This window comes from Liquorilactobacillus nagelii DSM 13675, from assembly GCF_019444005.1.
Lineage (GTDB): Bacteria > Bacillota > Bacilli > Lactobacillales > Lactobacillaceae > Liquorilactobacillus > Liquorilactobacillus nagelii.
This window is the reverse complement of the sequence record NZ_CP049304.1, coordinates 454,743-476,627: the sequence shown is the minus strand read 5'-3', so window position 1 is coordinate 476,627 and position 21,885 is coordinate 454,743. Positions and strand designations below refer to the sequence as shown.

The 21,885-nt window shown below is 36.7% G+C and carries 21 protein-coding genes; 4 read left to right on the top strand and 17 right to left on the bottom strand.

Annotation, left to right across the window (positions count from 1 at the left end; all coding sequences use genetic code 11):
* Positions 1-93: 93 nt before the first annotated feature.
* The 11 genes from G6O73_RS02530 to G6O73_RS02480 form a co-directional block, all read right to left on the bottom strand.
* A complete protein-coding gene (locus G6O73_RS02530; RefSeq protein WP_057885755.1) occupies positions 94-1,092 on the bottom strand; it encodes a SepM family pheromone-processing serine protease in 999 nt (332 codons plus the stop codon).
* Positions 1,092-1,583 carry a pantetheine-phosphate adenylyltransferase gene (coaD, locus tag G6O73_RS02525; protein ID WP_245002963.1) on the bottom strand — a complete coding sequence of 164 codons (492 nt, stop codon included), beginning with the start codon at positions 1,581-1,583 and terminating at the stop codon, positions 1,092-1,094. Before coaD ends, G6O73_RS02530 begins: the two co-directional genes overlap by 1 nt.
* Positions 1,580-2,134 (bottom strand): 16S rRNA (guanine(966)-N(2))-methyltransferase RsmD, encoded by a 555-nt coding sequence (gene rsmD / locus G6O73_RS02520; RefSeq protein WP_057885753.1) that lies wholly within the window; start codon positions 2,132-2,134, stop codon positions 1,580-1,582. The genes coaD and rsmD overlap by 4 nt, the downstream gene beginning before the upstream one ends.
* Positions 2,131-2,439 carry a YlbG family protein gene (locus G6O73_RS02515; protein WP_057885752.1) on the bottom strand — a complete coding sequence of 103 codons (309 nt, stop codon included), beginning with the start codon at positions 2,437-2,439 and terminating at the stop codon, positions 2,131-2,133. Before G6O73_RS02515 ends, rsmD begins: the two co-directional genes overlap by 4 nt.
* Complete coding sequence (locus G6O73_RS02510) at positions 2,439-3,584, bottom strand: CAP-associated domain-containing protein (protein ID WP_057885751.1); 1,146 nt, start codon at positions 3,582-3,584, stop codon at positions 2,439-2,441. Before G6O73_RS02510 ends, G6O73_RS02515 begins: the two co-directional genes overlap by 1 nt.
* Before the next feature lie 4 nt (positions 3,585-3,588).
* The gene (locus G6O73_RS02505) at positions 3,589-7,020 is read right to left on the bottom strand and encodes a pyruvate carboxylase (RefSeq protein WP_057885750.1); all 3,432 of its coding nucleotides are present in this window, start codon (positions 7,018-7,020) and stop codon (positions 3,589-3,591) included.
* A gap of 24 nt (positions 7,021-7,044) precedes the next feature.
* Entirely contained in the window at positions 7,045-8,226 is a 1,182-nt protein-coding gene (locus tag G6O73_RS02500) for an FtsW/RodA/SpoVE family cell cycle protein (RefSeq protein ID WP_057886209.1), read from the bottom strand.
* A gap of 12 nt (positions 8,227-8,238) precedes the next feature.
* A complete protein-coding gene (locus G6O73_RS02495; RefSeq protein WP_057885749.1) occupies positions 8,239-8,514 on the bottom strand; it encodes a DUF1507 family protein in 276 nt (91 codons plus the stop codon).
* 233 nt (positions 8,515-8,747) lie between these two features.
* Entirely contained in the window at positions 8,748-10,598 is a 1,851-nt protein-coding gene (typA, locus tag G6O73_RS02490) for a translational GTPase TypA (protein ID WP_057885748.1), read from the bottom strand.
* Between the two features lie 128 nt (positions 10,599-10,726).
* Positions 10,727-11,506, bottom strand: coding sequence for an inositol monophosphatase family protein (locus G6O73_RS02485; protein ID WP_057886208.1), 780 nt, complete (start codon positions 11,504-11,506; stop codon positions 10,727-10,729).
* Positions 11,507-11,531: 25 nt separating this feature from the next.
* Positions 11,532-11,816 carry a UPF0223 family protein gene (locus tag G6O73_RS02480; protein ID WP_057885747.1) on the bottom strand — a complete coding sequence of 95 codons (285 nt, stop codon included), beginning with the start codon at positions 11,814-11,816 and terminating at the stop codon, positions 11,532-11,534.
* 151 nt (positions 11,817-11,967) lie between these two features.
* Between G6O73_RS02480 and def the strand changes: the two genes are divergently transcribed.
* Entirely contained in the window at positions 11,968-12,522 is a 555-nt protein-coding gene (gene def, locus G6O73_RS02475) for a peptide deformylase (RefSeq protein WP_057885746.1), read from the top strand.
* 4 nt (positions 12,523-12,526) lie between these two features.
* Here the strand turns inward: def and G6O73_RS02470 are convergent, their stop codons facing one another.
* Entirely contained in the window at positions 12,527-13,009 is a 483-nt protein-coding gene (locus G6O73_RS02470; protein WP_057885745.1) for a hypothetical protein, read from the bottom strand.
* A 212-nt stretch (positions 13,010-13,221) separates the two neighbouring features.
* Between G6O73_RS02470 and G6O73_RS02465 the strand changes: the two genes are divergently transcribed.
* From G6O73_RS02465 to G6O73_RS02455, 3 genes are all read left to right on the top strand, one after another.
* Positions 13,222-13,440 carry a DNA-directed RNA polymerase subunit epsilon gene (locus G6O73_RS02465; protein ID WP_057885744.1) on the top strand — a complete coding sequence of 73 codons (219 nt, stop codon included), beginning with the start codon at positions 13,222-13,224 and terminating at the stop codon, positions 13,438-13,440.
* On the top strand, positions 13,437-15,113 hold the full coding sequence (gene rnjA / locus G6O73_RS02460) for a ribonuclease J1 (protein ID WP_057885743.1): 1,677 nt from the start codon (positions 13,437-13,439) through the stop codon (positions 15,111-15,113). The genes G6O73_RS02465 and rnjA overlap by 4 nt, the downstream gene beginning before the upstream one ends.
* 220 nt (positions 15,114-15,333) lie before the next feature.
* Positions 15,334-16,278, top strand: coding sequence for a hypothetical protein (locus tag G6O73_RS02455; protein WP_057885742.1), 945 nt, complete (start codon positions 15,334-15,336; stop codon positions 16,276-16,278).
* A gap of 19 nt (positions 16,279-16,297) precedes the next feature.
* On the opposite strand, the gene recD2 is transcribed toward G6O73_RS02455, so the two are convergent.
* From recD2 to G6O73_RS02430, 5 genes are all read right to left on the bottom strand, one after another.
* The gene (gene recD2 / locus G6O73_RS02450) at positions 16,298-18,799 is read right to left on the bottom strand and encodes an SF1B family DNA helicase RecD2 (RefSeq protein ID WP_235805072.1); all 2,502 of its coding nucleotides are present in this window, start codon (positions 18,797-18,799) and stop codon (positions 16,298-16,300) included.
* Positions 18,786-19,499 carry a tetratricopeptide repeat protein gene (locus tag G6O73_RS02445; RefSeq protein ID WP_057885740.1) on the bottom strand — a complete coding sequence of 238 codons (714 nt, stop codon included), beginning with the start codon at positions 19,497-19,499 and terminating at the stop codon, positions 18,786-18,788. Before G6O73_RS02445 ends, recD2 begins: the two co-directional genes overlap by 14 nt.
* A gap of 10 nt (positions 19,500-19,509) precedes the next feature.
* Positions 19,510-20,163: a histidine phosphatase family protein gene (locus G6O73_RS02440; protein ID WP_057885739.1), complete on the bottom strand. Its 654-nt coding sequence runs from the start codon at positions 20,161-20,163 to the stop codon at positions 19,510-19,512.
* 135 nt (positions 20,164-20,298) lie between these two features.
* The gene (gene mnmA, locus G6O73_RS02435) at positions 20,299-21,426 is read right to left on the bottom strand and encodes a tRNA 2-thiouridine(34) synthase MnmA (protein WP_057885738.1); all 1,128 of its coding nucleotides are present in this window, start codon (positions 21,424-21,426) and stop codon (positions 20,299-20,301) included.
* A gap of 113 nt (positions 21,427-21,539) precedes the next feature.
* The gene (locus G6O73_RS02430; RefSeq protein WP_057885737.1) at positions 21,540-21,881 is read right to left on the bottom strand and encodes a cysteine desulfurase; all 342 of its coding nucleotides are present in this window, start codon (positions 21,879-21,881) and stop codon (positions 21,540-21,542) included.
* Positions 21,882-21,885: the final 4 nt, after the last annotated feature.

Sequence of the window (21,885 nt, the reverse complement as noted above, 5' to 3'; positions counted from 1 at the left end):
AATAAAAAAAACACAGACTAGTTGGAAAATACTTCAATTCATCATTTAAAGTATTTTCAAAAACTTGTCTATGCTCTGTTCTTTATTAGCCAACTATCTAGTATGCGCTAAATAGTTAACCGCCTGTGTTAAATTTTTAATTGGGACTATTTTCATCTTAGTTTTAATTCGCTTAGCTGTTTTTTTAGCTTCACGATAATTAGACTTCCCTGCTGGTGACAAAAAAATAGTAGCTCCTGCTTTGTTAGCAGCAATAACCTTTTTATCAATTCCACCAATTTGACCGACTTGACCACTTGCTGTGATCGTTCCAGTGCCAGCTATTTTCCGTCCCGCTTTAAGATTTCGTTGACTTAACTGGCTATACATTTGTAAGGCCAACATTAATCCCGCTGAAGGACCACCGATTCCATCCATATTAGCTTTAATTTGACTCTTAGAAGTAACACTAGTTTTCTCAACAAGAGAAATACCTATCCCGTGGCGTTTAGTTCCTGGTAAGACAACAATTTTACCATGTGCTATTTTGGAACTGCCCTGACGTAAATAATTTACTTTTACTGTCTGATTGGCTTTTTTACCAGCTAAATAATTAGTCATCCCAGTTAACGATGAAAAACTTTTACCATCAATCCTCTGAATTAAATCACCTACTTGAAGTTTGTTTTTAAATTCAGAATTTTTTAAAATTGATAATACATAGATACCTTGAAATTGTTGCTTAAAACTTTTCCCAGCCAATTTTAGCGCACTGATTTTAGCTTGGTTAATTGCGGTCTCCATATAATATTTTTGGACTAGATCAAATTCTTGATTGTCTCCTCCACCCGTTATTTGATTGCTCGGAATTCTTGAAGAATTTTGATCAAAAAAACTTGCGAGATACAAAAATGGCGTTGCTCGGGCTAATTCAACATAAGTCAACATTAATTTGCCAGGTTTTCGATCCCGCTGCTGAGCTACCGAAACATATTTTGCAACATTCTGCGCACTTCCAACAGTCTCTAAATAAACCGGTAACGGCCAAAAAGTTCCAGCTGCTAATAAAATTACTAACAAAATCATCAGCCACCAACGTTGTTTTTTTTGCATTAGCGCCCGAACCTTTCATGTAACGACTTAGCTACCGAAGTTGGAACCATGGTTGACAACTCTCCTCCAAATTGTGCAATTTCTTTAATATAACTGGAAGAAATTGCAGCTAATTCAGGCTTTGTAGGCAACAAAAGTGTTTCGATCTCTGGAGCCAATTGGCGATTCAATTCAGCAATATCACGTTCAAATATGAAGTCCTGTTCATTGCGAACCCCTCGAACAATCACTTTTCCGCCAACTTGTTTGACTGCTTCAATCGTCAGCTGATCTGTAGCGGCTAAAACTCTGACATTTTCCAATTTTTGTTCTGCTAACACCTGCTGTAACAACTTAACGCGCTGTTGAGCTGAAAATAAACCTTTTTTTGCAGTGTTTTTCATAACAAGAACAACAACTTGCTCAAACAAAGTCGCTGTGCGTTGAATAATATCCATATGTCCATTAGTAACTGGATCAAAACTTCCTGGAAAAACAGCAATCAAATTCACTCACCCCGTAATTGGTAAAAAGTAACTTCAGTAATTCCGTAATCAGCTCGCTTCCAAAGATTATACCCTACTACTTCAGTTGGCAATTGTGCCTCTTGGTTCGTTTCACAAATCACAATTGCAGCAGCAGCTAATAAATCTAATTCACGCAACAGTTGTAAAATTTCAAGAATTTTTTGTTGTTTATAAGGTGGATCTAAAAACACGTAATCAAATTTAAATTGATCATTACTGAAGACTTTTAAAATTTTAAAAGAATCCGCTTTAATAACTTTAAAACTCTTAAAATCTTTTGTTAAGCCAAGGTTATCCTTAATCGTCTTAATTGCCTGGTACTGACGATCGACTAACACAGCCTGATTGGCACCCCGTGAGACTGCTTCAATTCCCAAAGCACCGCTACCAGCAAATAGATCTAAGACTGTCCCGCTGATTTGACCACCCAACATGTTGAAAACTGATTCCTTAACTTTATCGGTAGTTGGACGAGTTTTAAAACCTGGCACTGCTTTTAACTTACGACCACGAAATTTACCAGCTATTACTCTCATCCGATTTTCCTACCTGTTTTGTATTTTTCACGGTCCTCATCTGTCAACTTATAATGAACACCTAATTCATCATCAAATGTTGTTTTTAACTGGGGACGTAAAGATAGTTGCACTTTTTTGACAAAATGCAAAGATTGAATTTTTTTAACCACTTCGGTCTCATTTTCCGTGTTAATGTATAAAACAACATACTTCATTTTACGTGAAACATAATGAATTGTGCCAAACTTTCTTAGTTGGCGGCTATTGCGTAAATGATACAAATAAACAATCAGCCCTTCACGTTTGTTTATTTCAAATTCCATTAATTTTCACCCTTACTACTAATAATAACCATGACACCATGTCCATAGGAAATGCCTAAGCGATAATGACTACTTTCAACAAAAGTATTTATCCAATTTTGCAACAAGTTATCTTGATCAAAGAATTTCGAACTACTGTAAATTGGTGCAATTACCCAGAGCCTAATATCATTTTGGGATACTCCCAGTGATTTTCGTTGCTTTTTTGTTAAATTTGATTGGCGTAAAAAAATTCCCGTTCTTTGATTAAAATTATCACTTAAAATATTTTTTAAGTGACGAGCTTGTTTAGCCTTTAACCATTTTTGCGGATTATGAGCCAATTTGTTAGCAACTGTGCTGGCAGTTTCAGTTAGATTTTGATCAAACGAAATTATTGTCCTATTTTGTTGTAGCCGTTTAGCATTAATTAATTGTAACAGATCTTCCGGCACCATTTGTTGTAATTGTGACCAGTCAACTTCTCCTTGATATTGTGCAGGTAAAGGAACTGGCGCCACTAAATGATATAAGTTTTTTTTCAGCAGAGTATCCGTATTTAGATATTCAAATGCGTATACTTCTTTGGTTTTTGGTTTCAGGTAAGCTACTGCATAACTGCCATTTTTGAAACTAATCAAGGGATGCTGATTCAAGTCCGTTTCGGACAATTCGTATTGAAAAGCCTGCTCACGATAATTGAATTTAAAATTGGCATATAAAGTTGTTAAACGTAATAATTTTTTAAATGTTAATCCAACCTTTAATTTTCCCTGAATTGGACTAGATCCAATTACAAAAATAGCTGCCACTTTTTTAGTATACTGGTCTATCCCAAACTTTAAATAATTCTGGCTATTTAAGTTATACAACCACCAATCTATATTTGAAGCACCACCAACCGTTGCTGATGGTTGTCCAAAATCAAGTAAAACTTCAGTACTTGATTTCCCAATATACGAAGCTGTTTTACTGGTCTTGAGTGCTTTAACTTTAGGTGTTGTCAATTTTATGTTGTTATCATTTTGTTGCTTTGATTTTGTGAAACGAGCAGAGTTTGTCAAATGTTGATCTCTCAAAGCAGTACTAAAATAAAAAAAACCTAAAATAAAAATTAAAACCCAAAGAAAATTAAGCAAACTTTTCCAGTAAAATTTTTTTTTCATCAACTTATTCCTTTATCGGTTCAAGCTCCAATAATAGATCTTGCGCTGCCAACACATCCCCTGCATTGACATAAACGTGATTAATTTTCCCAGCAAAGGGAGCCTTAATTGTTGTTTCCATTTTCATTGCTTCGGTAACCACTAACGGCTGTCCTTTAGTAACTGTCTGATTTTTCTTAACTAAGACATCAAGCACTGAACCACTTAGTGTTGCCCCAATCTGATTTGGATTGGTAGGCTCAGCCTTTAAAGATTGACTAACTTTAGCTTTCTGGCTACTATCATGAACCACAATCTGTTGCGGTTGTCCATTAAGATTAAAAAATAACGTCCGATTTCCTTCCTCATCAATTGAACTAATCGAGTTCAGCTTAATAATCAATGTCTTACCTTCAGCTACCCGAACGTACAAGTTCTCGTGATTACGCATCCCTTGATAAAAAGTTGTCGTATCTAACAAGCCTAAGACACCATACCGTTCAGCTGATTTCTCATAATCTAACAAAACATCTGGGTACAGTATATAGCTTAAAACTTCCTCCATAGTTGGTGTATGTTTAATTTTGCCTTCTAATTCGGTTGCTGCTGCTTCAAAGTCAACTGCCGGCGCTAAACTTCCTGGTCGAACAGTAATTGCTTTTTTACCTTTCAAGACTACTTGCTGTAATTCTGGTGGAAAACCACCAACAGGCTGACCTAAATCGCCTGCAAAGAAATTAACTACTGATTCTGGAAAGTCCAGCGTTTCACCCTTTTCTAAAATATTTGCTGCTGTTAAACTATTTTGAATCATGAAGAGTGACAAATCACCCACAACTTTTGAACTTGGAGTAACCTTGACAATATCACCCAACAACTGATTAACCTCACGATATTTCTGTTTAACTAATTCAAAATCTTCAATTCCAAGTGCTTTGGCCTGTTGTTGCAGATTAGAATATTGTCCACCAGGCATCTCTGTTTCATAAATATCTGTTTGCGGTGCAGTTATTCCATTCATAAAATCTTGGTAACAAGGTTTTACTCCTAACCAATAACGATTTATTTTTTCAACATTATCAATATTCAACTGTGGCTGACGTTTTGTTCCAGCCAAAGCATAATATAAACTGCTCATACTTGGCTGGCTAGTAGTTCCGGATAAAGCACTTGCAGCAACATCAACAATATCGACACCAGCTTTAACCGCTTGAACATAAGTTGCCACTCCATTACCGGTTGTGTCATGCGTATGGAGATGAATCGGTACATCAACAGCTTCCTTTAAACTAGAAACTAAAGCATAGGCCGCTTCAGGTTTCAACAAACCAGCCATATCCTTAATTCCAATAATTTGGGAACCCGCAGCAACTAAATCTTTTGCCAACCCTTGATAATATTTCAAATCATATTTGTGTTCCGCTGAATTGATAACATCTCCAGTATAACACATCGTTCCTTCAGCAATTTTTCCAGTATCCCGCACATATTGGATACTTTTTTCCATTTGCGCAACCCAGTTCAGGCTATCAAAGATCCGAAAAACATCAACTCCATCAGCTGCACTTTGCTGAATAAATCGTTGTAGGACATTATCTGGATAATTTTTATATCCAACAGCATTCGAACCACGAAATAACATTTGTAACAGCGTATGTGGCATTAATCGACGCAAAGCTTGCAATCTTTGCCAAGGATCTTCATGTAAAAAGCGATAAGCCACATCAAAAGTCGCACCACCCCAAACTTCGGCTGAAAAAATTTGTGGGATGGCCTCTTCATATATTTTAGCTGCCGGAATCATATCTTTAGTACGCATCCTAGTTGCAAACAAACTTTGATGAGCATCCCGCATGGTCGTATCTGTTAATAACACCTGTTGCTGGCGCTTGATCCAAGCTGTTACAGCCGGTACTCCTTGGCGATCTAAAATTTGTTTAGCAGATACTTCTTGTTCAACAGGAACAAAATCTTTTGCAATCCGAATATCTGGAACATACTTTTTGGACTGCTTTCCAATTCCAGGAAAACCATTAACCGTTACATCACCAATGTATTGTAACAACTGATTGGCTGTTTGTGGTTTGCGCTTGAAGATAAATAATTCCGGTGTTGAATCAATAAAAGTAGTATGCGCTTTACCAGCCCGGAAAACAGGATGATTCAAAACATTTTGCATAAATGGAATATTCGTTTTAACACCACGAATAATAAACTCATTTAAAACGCGATTCATTTTCATAACTGCGCCCTTAAAATTTCGCGAAGAAACACAGGCCTTAACCAACAGTGAATCAAAGTAAGGTGTAATAACAGATCCTGTATATGCATTTCCCCCATCAAGTCGAACACCATATCCACCAGGTGATCGGTATGTTTCAATTTTACCCGTATCTGGCATAAAGTTGTTTTCTGGATCTTCTGTAGTAATACGGCACTGAATTGCACAGCCATGGAAAAAGATTTCTGATTGATCAGGAATCATTAAATCTTTATGTAGATCTTCACCAGCAGCAATTAAAATTTGCGATTGAACAATATCAATATTGGTAATCATCTCTGTAACCGTATGCTCAACTTGAACTCGCGGATTAACTTCAATAAAGTAATAATTATCATTAGTAACCAAAAATTCAACTGTTCCTGCATTTTGGTAATTAACACTTTTCATTAATCGAACAGCCGCATTACAAATTTCTTCTCGCCATGCGTTATTTAAAACAATACTTGGAGCAAATTCAATCACTTTTTGATGGCGTCGCTGTACAGAACAATCTCGTTCGAACAAATGGATCACATTTCCATGCTGATCAGCCAAAATTTGCACTTCAATATGTTTTGGATTCTCCAAATATTTTTCAACGTAAATTTCATCGTCACCAAAAGATTGCTTGGCCTCACTGCGCGCTCGATCAAAGCTTTCATCAACTTCTTGTTCACTTTGAATAATACGCATGCCACGACCACCACCACCTAAAGCAGCTTTGACCATTATTGGGAACCCATGTTTTTGTCCAAATTTACGAACTGCTTCCGCTGACTCAACTGGTCCATTGCTACCAGGAATAGTATGTAAACCCGCTGCCAAAGCAGCCTCTTTAGCTTTTATTTTGTCACCAAAAATTTGTAACTGTTCCACTGTTGGACCAATAAAAACAATTCCAGCTTGGCGGCACTTAGCTGCAAACATTTCATTTTCTGCTAAAAATCCGTATCCGGGATGAATTGCATCTGCTCCTGTTTTTTTCGCAATCCGAATAATATCATCCATGTCTAAATAGGCTTCAATTGGTCGTTTACCAGCACCAACTAAATATGCTTCATCTGCTTTAAAACGATGAACAGATAGGTCATCTTCCTTAGCAAAAATTGCGACTGTCGCTAATTTCAGTTCATGACAAGCACGAATAATTCTAACGGCAATTTCACCACGATTGGCAATTAACACCTTTTTCATTAAATTCCCACCTTTGCATAAAAATTAATGATTTCTTCCAACTAATCTCATTCGACGCTGACGCATCGAGATATTCATTGCAATTCCTAAAGTAATCGATAAAACCAACATGCTTGAACCACCATATGAAACAAAAGGAAATGTTACACCTGTAATCGGTAATAATCCGGTAACTGCACCTAGATTAAAGAAAGTTTCTACTGCAAAAAAAGTTCCAATTCCATAACAAACTAATGTTTGATAATTATTCTTAGAACGAATTCCAATTAAGAAAATCCGTAAAGTTAACCAGGAAATTAATATTAAAATAACAGCAATTCCAACTACCCCTAATTCTTCACTAATAATTGCCATGATAAAATCGGTGTATGCCTCAGGTAAATAGCCCCTTTTTTGGATACTGTTGCCCAGACCAAGACCAAATAAACCGCCATTACTAATGGCGTAATATGAATTAATCAACTGCTGTCCACTTGATGCAGCCACTTTAAAGGGGTTATAAAAAGCGGTTAAACGACTATACATATAATTATATTTTGTACCAGCCAACGGATTCCAAAATCGCAGACCAGAAATTACAACTACTACGCTCGCAAAAAAGCCGCCTAGTAATAAGAAAGCTCTTCCTAAAGATTTGTAGGTGGCTTGACTTGCTAAATACATTACTAAAACAATCATAAAATTAATCGCAAAACCACCTAGGTCTGGCTCCATCAAAATTAAAAGCAACAGCAATGCCACTAGTAACCATGGCTTACGGCTAGCAGTCTGTAATGAATTCTGTAATGCAAGTTGTTCTCGATATGCAAGTAATTGAGCTACAAAAATAACTAAATACAATTTGCATAGTTCTGAAGGCTGTAAACTAAAAATTTTAAAATTAATCCAACCATTAGCCCCGTTAACCGCTTTGGTCATAAATTTAGCATAGACCAGCAATAATGCTAAAATACCAAAACCATAAATAATAAATTTCTTAGAAGTTAGTAATTCTAACCGCATCAAAGATGCAATAAAAAAGCAAATTAAACCCAAAAAGACATACAACATTTGCCGTAGTAAATAAAAATTAGTTGTCATTCCAGCATAGGACAAATTAATTGAACTTGCAGAATACACCATAACAATTCCGATAATACACAGTAATAAATAGGGAACGAATAAATAAAAATCAAAATAATTGAGTTTTTGTTTGATTTTTTTCATGCTTCTTAACAATTATTCATCCTCTCCAACCGTTGCATAAATATTAGCTAACCCTTGCTCAAGCTCTTGGATTAACAACTGACCCTCATCCGCAGCTAACACGCCACATTTTTCAGCAAGTTTTACTTCACAAGAAAAGCCATAAATTTGAGTATCTGCTACTTCTTCAAATGCCGGACATTTTGCCATACACAACACATTGCATTGTTTACTTAAATTTGATTTGATTTTAGCCGCATCTGCCGCAAGCACTGCCAACATTTCAGCTCTTGAAACCGACTCTTGCATTGCTTCAGCCCCTTTCCAAACTAGAGCAATTATATCATACAAACCAATTCCATAAAATCAAACCAATTATTCTTTCAAAAACCTCCCCTCTTAAAGTAATATTATGTCGCTAAAATTTGTGTTTTGCAATAAAAAGCTCATTTTGTTTTAATAATATTAAGATTTTACTAGATTAAAATAAAAAAGAGAAGACAGCTAACTATCTTCTCTAATCGCTAAAATTAATTAAACAATTAAGCGTTTTTTCTAGCTGCAGTTTTCTTTTGCTTAGCAGCTTTTTCACGCATGTTTGTTTCCAAAATTCGTTTGCGCAAGCGGATACTCTTAGGAGTGATTTCTAATAATTCATCCTCATTCAAGAATTCCAAAGACTCTTCCAAAGTTAAATGTGTTGGTTTCTTGATGGTAGCCGTTTGATCCTTATTTGATGAACGAACATTAGTCATGTTCTTACCCTTAGTAACGTTAACTGAAATATCACGTTCTCGTGAACTTTGACCAACTATCATTCCTTCATAGACTTCTGCACCTGGATCGACAAAAATCGTACCACGATCTTCAACACCCATAATTGCATAAGTTGTTGCTTTACCACGATTAATTGAAACTAACGCTCCATTGCGTCGACCTGGTTCCCAATTTTTAATAACTGGTTTATATTCAGAGAAAGTATGGTTAAAAATACCATAGCCACGAGTCATTGATAAAAATTGTGAATCATATCCAATTAAACCACGGGTTGGGGCCGAGAAAGTTAACCGCGTCTGACCATTGGCATTTGTTTCCATATTTTGCATTTCAGCTTTTCGCTGCGCTAATGAATCAATAACTGCACCCGAAAATTCATCTGGTGTATCGATTGTTACACTTTCAAATGGTTCACACATTTTACCTTCAACTTCGCGATAGATAACTTGTGGGCGAGATACAGCTAATTCAAAGCCTTCACGACGTAACATTTCAATTAAAATCGACAAATGCAACTCACCACGTCCAGAAACCGTCCATGCATCAGGTGAATCCGTATCTTCAACTCGCAAAGAAACATCTGTGTGCAACTGCACTTTTAAACGATCTTCCAACTTGCGAGCAGTAACATGATCACCTTCCTGACCAACAAAAGGCGAATCATTCGTCATAAAGGTCATCTGCAAAGTTGGCGGATCAATCCGCAATAATGGCAAACCTTCAGGGCGATCAACAGGACAAACTGTTTCACCAACAAAAATGTCTTCCATTCCGGAAACCGCAATCAGATCGCCAGCTTTTGCTTCTTGAATTTCCAATCGTTTCAAACCGAAAAAGCCAAAAAGCTTAGTAACGCGGAAATTCTTTTGTGAACCGTCAAGTTTCAAAACTGTAACCTGATCACCAACCTTGATCTTTCCACGGAAAATGCGGCCAATACCAATTCGACCAACAAATTCATTATAATCAAGCATAGCAACCTGAAATTGGAGTGGTTCATCTGAGTTGTCCACTGGAGCAGGAATTGTCTTCAAAATCGTATCAAAGATTGGATTCATAGTATGTTCTTGAGCAGCCGGATCAGAGTCGTATGAAGAAGTTCCATTTACGGCTGAAGCGTAAATCACTGGGAATTCAAGTTGGGCTTCATCAGCACCTAATTCAATAAATAAATCCAGTACTTCATCCACAACTTCTTCTGGACGAGCTCCTTCACGATCAATTTTGTTAATCACAACAATTGGAGTTAAGTGTTGTTCTAGGGCCTTCTTCAAAACAAAACGGGTTTGCGGCATCGTGCCTTCAAAAGCGTCAACAATTAATAAAACTCCATCAACCATCCGCATAATACGTTCAACTTCACCACCGAAGTCCGCATGTCCTGGGGTATCAAGAATGTTGATCTGTTTGCCTTGATACTTAACAGCAGTGTTTTTAGAAAGAATAGTAATTCCACGCTCTCTTTCAATTGCATTGGAATCCATTGCTCGATCATCAATCTGAGTATGTTCATCTAAAGTATCCGACTGTTTTAATAATTCATTAACTAAAGTTGTTTTACCATGATCGACATGGGCGATTATAGCAACATTACGGATATCATCACGTGTTTTCAAATTTTTTCTTCCTTTCAATTCAAGAGGTTTTTCGGCTTAAAAAACTTATTTATTTTCATGAAAACATATTATTCGGCTTTTTCATTTACTAGCATAAAAAAACTGTGACCCAACGTCACAGCTCCTGACTAATAAGGAGCTTGTGCCATCCTTACTATGTCTTCTTGAGCGTTCTTTGAAGCTACTAACACATCTACTGATGATAGCACATCAGGAATGTGACCGTCAATCGTTTTTACTGTCAAACCCAAAGTTTCAGCTAAAACTCTTCCCGCAGCCAAGTCCCATGGTTTCAAATGACTAACATAACCAACTGCTTGACCCGTTAGGACCCGAATAATTTGGATTCCTGCACTACCGTAAATTCGTACACCATTACTTGCCAGAGCAATTTTTTGCAAATTACAACGATTATGTAGAAGCATTAACGCTCCAGTTTCTAATAAGCCCTGATTCAGTGATAAATTAGCTGGTGGAAGTAATCTTTGTTGGTTACAAAAAACACCTTTTTCTGGTCCACCATGATATAAACAGTCATTCATAACATCATAGATATAGCCCAACTGACCCTGGTTATTTTGGTAAACGCCAATCATAATTGCAAAGTCTCGCCGAGTTTTGACAAAATTCATTGTTCCATCAATTGGATCAATAATCCACAAAAGTTGCTGTGGATCAAATTCGTCCAGTTTTGGATGTGACTCCTCACTAATAATTTGAGCTGTTGGAAAAACATTTTTAATTTGTGTCACCAAAAATTTTTCAATTTGACGATCAAGCTCAGTTACGAGATCATTTCGACTAGTTTTAGTTTCTACCATAATTTTGCGAGAAGAACTTGAGAAAACCATTTTTTTTGCCTGTGCTAGCCATTCCACCACTAAATGATCTATTTCGTTTTTTTTCATAATCTTTCCACCACCAATCCGAAAGTTATTCATTAAAGTGAACCTTGGCTTGGCGTTGAGCCATGACAAACTTTACCGCTCGATAAATACTGCATCCCGTTTCATTTTCAAATTGATGATCTAATTGTTTTTGAGTTGCTTTTGCAGGAACAATCTTCAAATAGGTTTGATATTTATCAAGAAAAAATTGTCGATCAACTTTTTTTTGATAAAGTTCCTCAACCAATCGATAAAATTCCGTAACTTGAATAATTTCTGCAATTGTCCATTCCTCAAGCAAAGGATAATTGGCATTTTCTTTGTTTACCAAAATTAATTTCCCCCATCAAAATTCTTGCTTAATCTGTTTGTATTATACACAATTTAACTTAAATGCGCTAAAATTAGTAGATATATATTTAAAAAAAGACGGAAAATAGACTATAATTATTACGTTTAAACTATTACTGGAGGTCATTTAATTGATTACAATGAAAAATATTATTCGTGAAGGCAACCCAACTTTACGAGCACGTGCAAAAGCGTTAACCTTTCCATTAACGGCTGAGCAAAAGCAATTAGGTCAGTCCTTAATGGAGTTTTTAGAAAATAGCCAGAATCCCGAAGTAGCCAAAAAATATCAATTACGTGCTGGCGTTGGTTTAGCAGCTCCCCAGGTTGATCAGTCAATCAGAATGACAGCTGTTTTGGTTCCTGACGAAAATGATCAACCAGTTTTCAAACATATATTGGTTAATCCCACAATTGTCAGTGAATCGGTCAGAATGGCAGCCCTTGCCGAGGGAGAAGGATGTCTTTCTGTTGATCGTGACGTTCCAGGCTATGTTCCGCGACATCAACGAATTACTTTGCGCTGGTATGACCTCGAAGGCAATAAGCATATCGATAAGCTACGTGATTATCCAGCTATTGTCTGCCAACATGAGATCGATCATCTAAACGGTATTTTATTCTTCGATCATATTAATGAACAAAAACCTTTTTCAACGGATGACAACACTGTTTTGATTGGTTAATAAATTATTGTTCTGCTCGATTGACATCTTGCACATAAGCAAAAGTTGCTTGATTTACAACAACCGCCACTTCCAATTGCAAATTGTTCTGATTTTCAATCCAGCAGTCCGAAACCACCAAAGGCTTCTTAGTGACCGGGGAAACTATTTGCTGTTGTTTCGCATACTCCTGAAGCAGTTGATTTAAATCAAGCTGTAATTGATCAACTTGTAGTTGATTAAACTGATACTTTAATTTAAATTGATACGCAAAAACATCAACATTATTTCCCCAAAAACTAACCACCGAATGTGAATTATGAACAATATTTTTTAACCATAAATCGCTTTTAGCAAAAGGATCATTTGAAATTTGTGGTAAACAGTTAGCAACTGCCAAGTCGCTGACTGTTTTATTTTTTTTAAACTGATTCAAACGATAAAAATGAATCGATAGCACCAGAAAAAAAAGCAAACATAAAATAATTAGTAAAATTATCCAAATCATAACGTCATTTCTCCTTTAAAAGTAATTATACCATTTTCACCAAAATTCCCGTGCAAACTTAGCCCACATTACCACCTATCTTTAAGCAAATGATAAAAGTATACTTATACACGCATCTATGCTAAAATGAATGTAATTATTGTGAAAACAATCCATGTTCGGGCGATGGTTGCCCTTGGCAGCTTAATTTTTTAATTAAAGGAGTTTTTTTTATGATTTTTAAAGTCTTTTTTCAATCTAGCAAAGATATCAATCCTCGCCGGGAAAATACTAACTCGCTTTACTTGGAAGCTGAGTCGGAAGTTGAGGCGCGAAAAATTGTTGAAGAGCAAACAAACTACAATATCGAATTTTTAGAAGGACTCAGCCCCAAAGCCCTTGAATATGAACAACAAAGCCCCCATTTCAAAATTATGGAGTTTAATAAATGAAACGACTGTCAGTCAGAAATAACGAAACAGCCGTTTTTGCCGTTGGCGGTTTAGGTGAAATTGGTAAAAATACTTATGGGGTCCAATTTCAGGACGAAATCATCGTAATTGATGCTGGAATTAAGTTTCCCGAAGATGATCTTTTAGGAATTGATTATGTCATTCCTGATTACCAATATTTAGTGGCTAACCAATCAAAAATTAAAGCATTGGTTATTACGCATGGTCATGAAGATCACATTGGTGGAATCCCTTATTTATTAAAGCAAATCAATGTTCCTGTTTATGCAGGTCCGTTGGCACTTGCACTCATTAAAAGCAAACTAGAAGAACATGGATTGCTAAGAACTACTGAGTTGCATGAAATCAACGAAGATTCTGTTTTAAAATTCCGCAAAACCAGTGTTTCATTCTTCAGAACTACTCATTCAATTCCAGATACGTTAGGGGTTGCAGTCAAAACACCAAGTGGAACAATTGTTGCTACTGGTGATTTTAAATTTGATTTAACCCCTGTTACTAACCAACCACCTAATTTGCAAAGAATGGCAAAATTAGGTAGCGATGGTGTCTTATGTTTATTATCCGACAGTACAAATGCTGAAATTCCTAATTTCACTAAATCTGAACGTTGGGTTGGTAAATCTATTCGCCGAATTTTTGAACGAGTTGAAGGAAGAATTATATTTGCAACGTTTGCTTCAAATATTTCACGAATCCAGCAAGCTGCTGAAGTTGCAGTGCTTAAAGGACGTAAAATTGCAGTTTTTGGTCGCAGTATGGAAGCAGCAATTGTTAATGGTCGTGAGCTCGGTTACCTAGACATTCCTGATGATGCTTTAGTTGATGCCCATGAAATTAATAGTTTACCAGCCAATAAAGTTATGATTTTATGTACTGGTTCTCAAGGTGAACCTATGGCGGCTCTCAGCCGAATTGCAAATGGAACCCACCGTCAAGTTAGTATTCAACCCGGAGATACCGTTGTCTTCTCTAGTCTGCCTATCCCTGGTAATACCATCAGTGTAAATAAAGTTATTAATGAGTTAGAAGAAGCTGGCGCTGAGGTAATTCACGGTCGGATTAATAATATCCATGCCTCTGGTCACGGCGGTCAGGAAGAGCAAAAATTAATGCTTCGGCTAATTAAACCGAAATTTTTTGTCCCCGTTCATGGAGAGTATCGCATGCTGAAAATTCATACCGAATTAGCTGAAAAATGTGATGTTCCGCAAGATCATTCATTTATTATGAAGAACGGTGATGTTCTAGCTTTAACTAAGAACGAAGCTCGGGTCGCTGGACATTTTAATGCTGGAGACGTTTACGTTGACGGTTCAGGAATTGGTGATATTGGTAATGTTGTTTTACATGAACGACGAATTTTAGCCCAAGAAGGTCTTGTTGTCGTTGTTGCAACGATTGATTTGAAACAAAAAGAAATCTTAGCTGGTCCTGACTTGCTTTCACGCGGCTTTATTTATATGCGGGAATCTGAAGAATTAATTGAACGTGGTAAACGTCGATTGTTCCATACGATTCGGCGGGCAATTGCCAAACCAGACGTCACTGAAAAGTCGTTGCGTGAAGCTATTATTAACGACTTAAAATCTTTTCTTTACGATCAAACTGAGCGTCACCCAATGATCATGCCAATGCTAGTTTTAATCTAACTAATATTAAATATTATTAGCCAAACAGTTTCCTTTAATTTGCAGATTAATTATTTTAACAAAACATCTGCTGTCGATTATAAGAAGCTGTTTTTTTATTGGAATATTTATTAAGATTTGCTAATTTTGTCACCAGATTTCCTTAATTTACCTTGTAATTAAACTGTAACATTGCGTATAATTAGCTGGTGGCTATTTTTAGAAGGGAGCATCATTAACTTTGAAGAAATTCTTATTCTTAATTGAAACCCAAAATAAAACAACTGATGCAATGACTATTTGGCAAACGGTTAAACCCTTCTTTGAACAAGAAAATATTTCTTATCAAATTAAAAATGTTATTAGACTTGATCAAATTAATCAGTTGTTAGAGAATAATTCGAAGGACAAAATTATCGTCACTATCGGTTCATTGAATTTATTACTGCAATCAATTTTAATTTTAGATACTCTTAAGGTGAAACATTCAGCTCAACCAATTTCATTCATCCCCACCAAAGAAACCAAAAGTTTGGCTAAGTCAATTGGTTTAGCTGAAGATCCAAGTTTGGCAGTTAAGCAAATCATTGCGGCCTTTCAACCGGTCTTCGTTAATTTAGGACAGATTGAAGAAATGAATCATCGTGGTCGCTGGATTTTTAGTCATGACTTCTCGTTGGGACTTGGAGCTTATGCTGCAAACGTTGTTAAGGATACCTCCCTCGCTGGTCATCTAAAACCTGTACCATTAAAAAAAAGTTTAAATCTTTATGGACGCTTAACTGCTATTATTGACCAAGAACCATTCAATGTCACTCTTAGACTAAATCGAAAATATTTTTTCTTTAAACATGTTTTCGCCGTTAAATTAAGTAATCAACCAAGCTCTGCTGATAATCCAATGGATGCTGCCGACATACCATTGCAATTAGAAATAATTACTAGTTTGAATTTCTTTACATTTATACTCTATGAAATTTCACGACGGTTAAAATTAACGCCTTATCTACCCTTTTCACATTATTTTACAGATTCGCAAATTCAATTGACAACAAACTCCTTAGAATTTGGTGAATTTGATGGGCAACAGTTACGCAATCAATTTTATGATTTGATGATTAAGAGTTTTCAATATCCATTCTGGTTTGATCCTGACAATTTATCACTTGCTGAAAAAAACAGTTGAAGCTGAGATAATCAAAGCTTCAACTGTTTTTTTCTTTTTGTTGCTGGAAGTCTGTGGGCGTGATTCCATTCATTCCAATTAGCGGATCAATTTGCCCATCTACAATTAATTCAGCCGTTAAACGGAAATTCCCATCTTTTGGAGCATCAAGTTCAGTAACATCTTTTTTAGCTGAACTTGGTTTCAAAGCACCTTTTTCTTCTGCGACTACCTTAGTTTCCAGAGTTAATTCGGTTTGTTTTTTCACCTTCCCAATCGGCTTAATTAACTCTCCTATTCGTTGCTGTAAACTTGTCTGGCGATTAACAGCTAAATGAGCTACTGCTTCTTGATATGCAACCGGTTCTCCCAGTAAAACAAGTAAGCTTTTTGCACGAGTAACCGCAGTATAGAGCAAATTACGGTTTAGCATTCTCCGATATTGACGCACCAATGGTAAAATAACTAATTTAAACTCACTGCCTTGAGCTTTATGGATTGAGATGCAGTAAGCTAACTTAATCTTTAACCAGTCCTTACGAAGATAAGTCACTTGATTGCCATCAAAATCTAAAACCAGTTTATCTTGATGATCTTCATTATCTTTTTCTTTTGCTAAAATAATTCCTGTAATTCGACCTAAATCACCATTAAAAACATTAAATTCCGGACTGTTAACTAAATGTAAAACCTTGTCACCAATTCGAAAGTGCTGTTGATTAAAAATTACTTCTTTAGAACTTGAAGATGGCGGATTAAGCAATTGCTGCAAAACCTGGTTTAAGTGATCAATTCCAGCGGAGCCTCGATACATCGGAGCTAAAATCTGGATATCACTCAAAGGTAACTGTTTTTTTTGCGCATGTGTAATAATTTGCTGTACAGCTACTTGAATCTGATTAGCTTGACAGGCTATGAAAGACCGATCTGGCTGATTTTTAAAAGTCGTATCGGGCAGCTTCCCCTGCTTAATCGCATGAGCTAAAGAAATAATCGAAGAAGTTTTCTGTTGACGATATATTTTGTTTAAACGAATTTGTGGCAACTGTGAACAAGCTAGCAAATCAGCAAAAACCCTTCCCGGACCGACCGATGGCAACTGATCCTGATCACCAACCAAGACCAATTGCATTGATGGTGGAACTGCTGCCAGTAATTTATTAAATAACTCAGTATCGACCATTGACATTTCATCAACAATCAAAAGTTGCCCTGATAAGGTCAAATCTTGCTCACCAGATTCTGGTGCATCACTTCCGTTAAGACCCAATAATCGATGAATAGTTGCTGCAGGAAGTCCAGTTGTCTCTTTCATTTTTTTTGCAGCTCGACCAGTTGGTGCTGCTAATAAAATTGGAAAATCCTCATCTGAATACTCATTAGGATCGAGTGATAAGTCATGTAAAGCTGCAAAACTAGCCACAATTCCATTAATGATAGTCGTTTTCCCGGTACCCGGCCCCCCAGTCAATAGAAACAATCGATTTTGCAAAGCCTGACCAATCGCCTTTGCTTGTTCAACACCGTAACTAATCTGTAATTGACTAGCTATCTGGTCAACAAGTTTAGGTAAAGCTTCTAGTTGTTCAGCCGAAAGATCAACTTTTTTGGTCAACAAATTCTTGAGATTCTCAGCAATTTTCCACTCAGCTTCATAATAGTAACGTAAATAAATTCGATGATCTTCAACCACAATCCTACCGCTGCTAGCTAAAGCTACTAGTTGTTCAGCCACTTGCTGATCCGACAAAGAAACTCGGCGACTATTTAACAACAATGACATTGCTTGTTCTAATACCGTCTCAGCATCCGTATAAATGTTGCCTGATGTATAGCAGCTGTCAAAAACACTTTGATATAATGCAGCTTGCAAACGCTTGGGATCATCTGCTGCTAACTCCATTTGTTCAGCTATCTGGTCCGCTCTTTTAAAACCAATTCCATTAATTTCCAAAGCTAGTCGATAAGGATCTTGATGTAAAACATCCAAAGTCTTTTCCCGGAAATGATTATAAATTGTTGCTGTCAATTGATTACCAAAGCCAAAGTGGTTCAACTCAATAACAACCTGCTGCATTCCATTGTCTGAACGTAGATTTTCTAGCAATGATTGTTGTTGTTTTGGTTTCAAGTTCAATTGCTTTAAAACATTCTCATCAGCCAAAATCTTTTCAATTGCTTGATCACCCAGTTGAGCAACAATTTTTTCTGCTGTTCGTTGACCGATTCCCGGAAAATTTTCACCGGCCAAATAATTAATAATTCCCGTCCGCGTTGTTGGAAGCTGACTCTGATAATTATTTGCCTGAAATTGCTGACCATAACGCGGGTGTTCAACCAGCTTGCCGCTAAATTGATATTCTTCACCTTCATTAACTTCAGCAAAATTGCCAGTAACAACAATTTGATCCTCATCCCATTTGAAACTACTATTAGATACTTTTACTTGAATCACTTTATAGAAATTTTCCTGGTTTTCAAAAAAAATTGCTTGAATCTTACCAACTAATTTTTGTTCACTGGCGCTATCATTTATTGCCATCATCAGACTCTTTTCGTTCAGCCTTTACCTGCTTAGCCAGCAAGAGACGTTCAATATCAGTTAAACGCTGCTGTTGTTGAACAAACTTTTGCGGATTAATTCGTTTCGCCTGTGAAAAAAACCGCTCACCGTCACGATGCAGCACCATTTCGATAATTCCACGTTGAAAATTAGCTTGAAAGTTCGTTGCACTAACCGCTAAAACACGATCAAAGTAGTTAGCTGCTTGTGTTAATTCCCCTAAGGCCAGCAAACTTTCAGCCACTATTAAACATGCGTCAGTTTGATTCTTGCCAGTCTGCTCAGCAACTGTCAATCCAAAAACTAGCGCCTGTTGATAGTTCTCTTGTGCATAATAAGTTTGTGCAATCATTAAATATGCCGCTGCTTTAAGCTTAGGCTGTTTAATTTGTTTAAAGTAAGCTTGAGCTTCTGGATACATCCCTGCCGCATACAAAACATTTCCTAACCCATAAAACAATAAATCTAATGACAAATGTTCCTTAGTAAAGAAATTAATTGCTCGTTTAAAAAGTTCCTCAGCTTGCTGATATTGTTTTGCATCGGTTAATAACATTCCCAAAGCATAGTAGTTCTCCGCATTTTTGGGTTGTTGATCGATTGAGCTAATCAGACGTTCTACTGATCTATTTAGTTTTTCTGTTGACTTTTTTTTATTGTCTGCTTGATCCGAAGCCATTTTTTCCTCCTTAAACAATATCTGATGCCGTAATTTCCCGTTCAAGATAATCTGTTTTATTCCAAGCTAAACATTCAAATTTTTCATCAGTAGTTGTTTTCAAGATAGTCGTACTCGTGTTTGCCAATCCGCCATTAGCTCTTAAATCGGCTAATGAATAGCCTAATAAATGACGAATCTCTGCACATAATGCTGCTCCATGACTAACAAGTAAAACATTTTCTTGTGGATGCGCCGCCACAATTTGTTCAATTGCTGGTGTCATTCGTTGAAATAACTCAGGAAAACTTTCACCTGCTATTTTTTTGGCTTGGTATTGATCAGCATGATGCCGAAAAGCTGCTAATTCTTGGGGATATTTAAGGGCAACATCACTAAACTTCATGCCCTCCATCTTGCCTAGATCAAATTCGCGCAAGCCCGCCACTGATTGAACTTGCAACTGCTGTGGTAATTCTTTAGCAATTTCAGTAGCTGTTATACGTGCCCGCTGAATCGGACTACTATAAATCGCACCAAATTGGTACTTTTTTAAAAAATTTACCAATTGTTTGATTTCTTGATAACTGCTTGGCAGCAATGGTGAATCTCCGTGAGCACCCTGATAGCGCCCCTCTAAATTCCATTGTGTTTTGCCGTGCCGAATAAAAAATAGCTTCGTCACTTACAAAGCCCTCTTTCTGACTTATTTTCAAATGCCCAAATTTACAAGTTTAAAACTTCTTTATCTCCTATTATCTAATAAAGTGACCAGCCCTGACAAGTGGCTGGTCACCTTTTATTAATTAATTAGGGGATTTTAAACATACTGTAAGACTCGTTCTTTTTGATAAGCATGATCAATCGTGGCACTTCCCAAACATTCTGCACCATCATAAAAGACAACTTCTTGACCCGGTGTTACCGCTCGAGCTGGTTGATCAAAAATAACTTGGACTTTCTGGAAATCTTCACTTAATTTGACTGTGACTCCGCAATCTTTTTGTCGATAACGAAACTTAGCTGTACAGTGAAATTCACGACCATACTGATCAATTGGAGCAATAAAGCTGACCTTGCTACCATCCAACATATCAGCATACAAATGTGGATTATGATATCCTTGACCAACGTACAAAGTATTGCTTTTCAAATCTTTGCCGATAACAAACCAAGGGTCATTGCTGATTCCATTTCCACCAATTCCCAATCCACGCCTCTGTCCAATTGTATAGTTCATCAACCCATAATGTTTTCCCTTGACTTCGCCGGTCAAAGTTTTCATTAAACCCGCTTTAGCAGGTAAAAATTCACTTAGAAATTTGCTAAAATTACGTTCGCCAATAAAACAAACTCCCGTTGAATCTTTTTTATGAGCCGTTGCTAAACCCGCTTCTGCAGCTAAGCGACGAACTTCTGGCTTTTCAATCTCACCAATCGGGAACATCGCTTTTTGCAGTTGCTGCTGCGATAATTGACTAAGGAAATAGGTCTGATCTTTATTACCATCAGCACCGCGCAACAAATGAACTGTTCCATCTGCATCACGTTTTAATCGCGCATAATGCCCCATCGCAATATAGTCAGCATCTAATTCTAATGCGTAATCTAAAAAGGCTTTGAATTTAATTTCCTTATTACACATTACATCTGGATTAGGAGTCCGGCCGTGCCGATATTCATCCAAAAAATAAGAAAAAACTCGATCCCAGTATTCTTTTTCAAAATTAACTGAGTAATAGGGAATGCCAATTTTATTTGCAACCTTAGCAACATCTTCATAATCTTGCGTCGCGGTACAAACCCCACTATCATCGGTATCATCCCAGTTTTTCATGAAGACACCAACAACATCATATCCCTGTTTTTTTAACAAATAAGCCACTACTGAAGAATCAACGCCGCCACTCATTCCAACAATGACTCGCGTTTGACTTTTTGCTTTCATAACACTTTCACCATCACTTCATTTAGATTCTGAATCCACGATTGAAGGTCGCGTTATTTCAGTAGATTTAATTATAGCGAGCATCAGTAAGTTTGACAAGTTAAGTTCTTCAGTCAGCTTATTAATTGAATGACCTTTCTTTCTATTAACTGGTGCAAAACATAGTCTAACTGCTCCAAAAGTTGAGAATCATCTTTTTTGAATAGATTAACTTCCTGTAAACCATTCGCACTCGTTGTCGTTAATTTAAATGTTCTTAAATCAGAACTGATTGCCATTTTAAGTTTGAAACTATTGTTAAAGCCAGCATTAACATCTAGTGGCCGCTCTAGCACAAATCGACCATTTTTAGACTCAACAAAACCAATATCGCGCAGCGTATATTTTTTAACTGCCGGATTCAACTCAAAAAGTCGTTGATCTCCCAGTAATTTTACTTGCTTTTCGTAGGCCATTTTA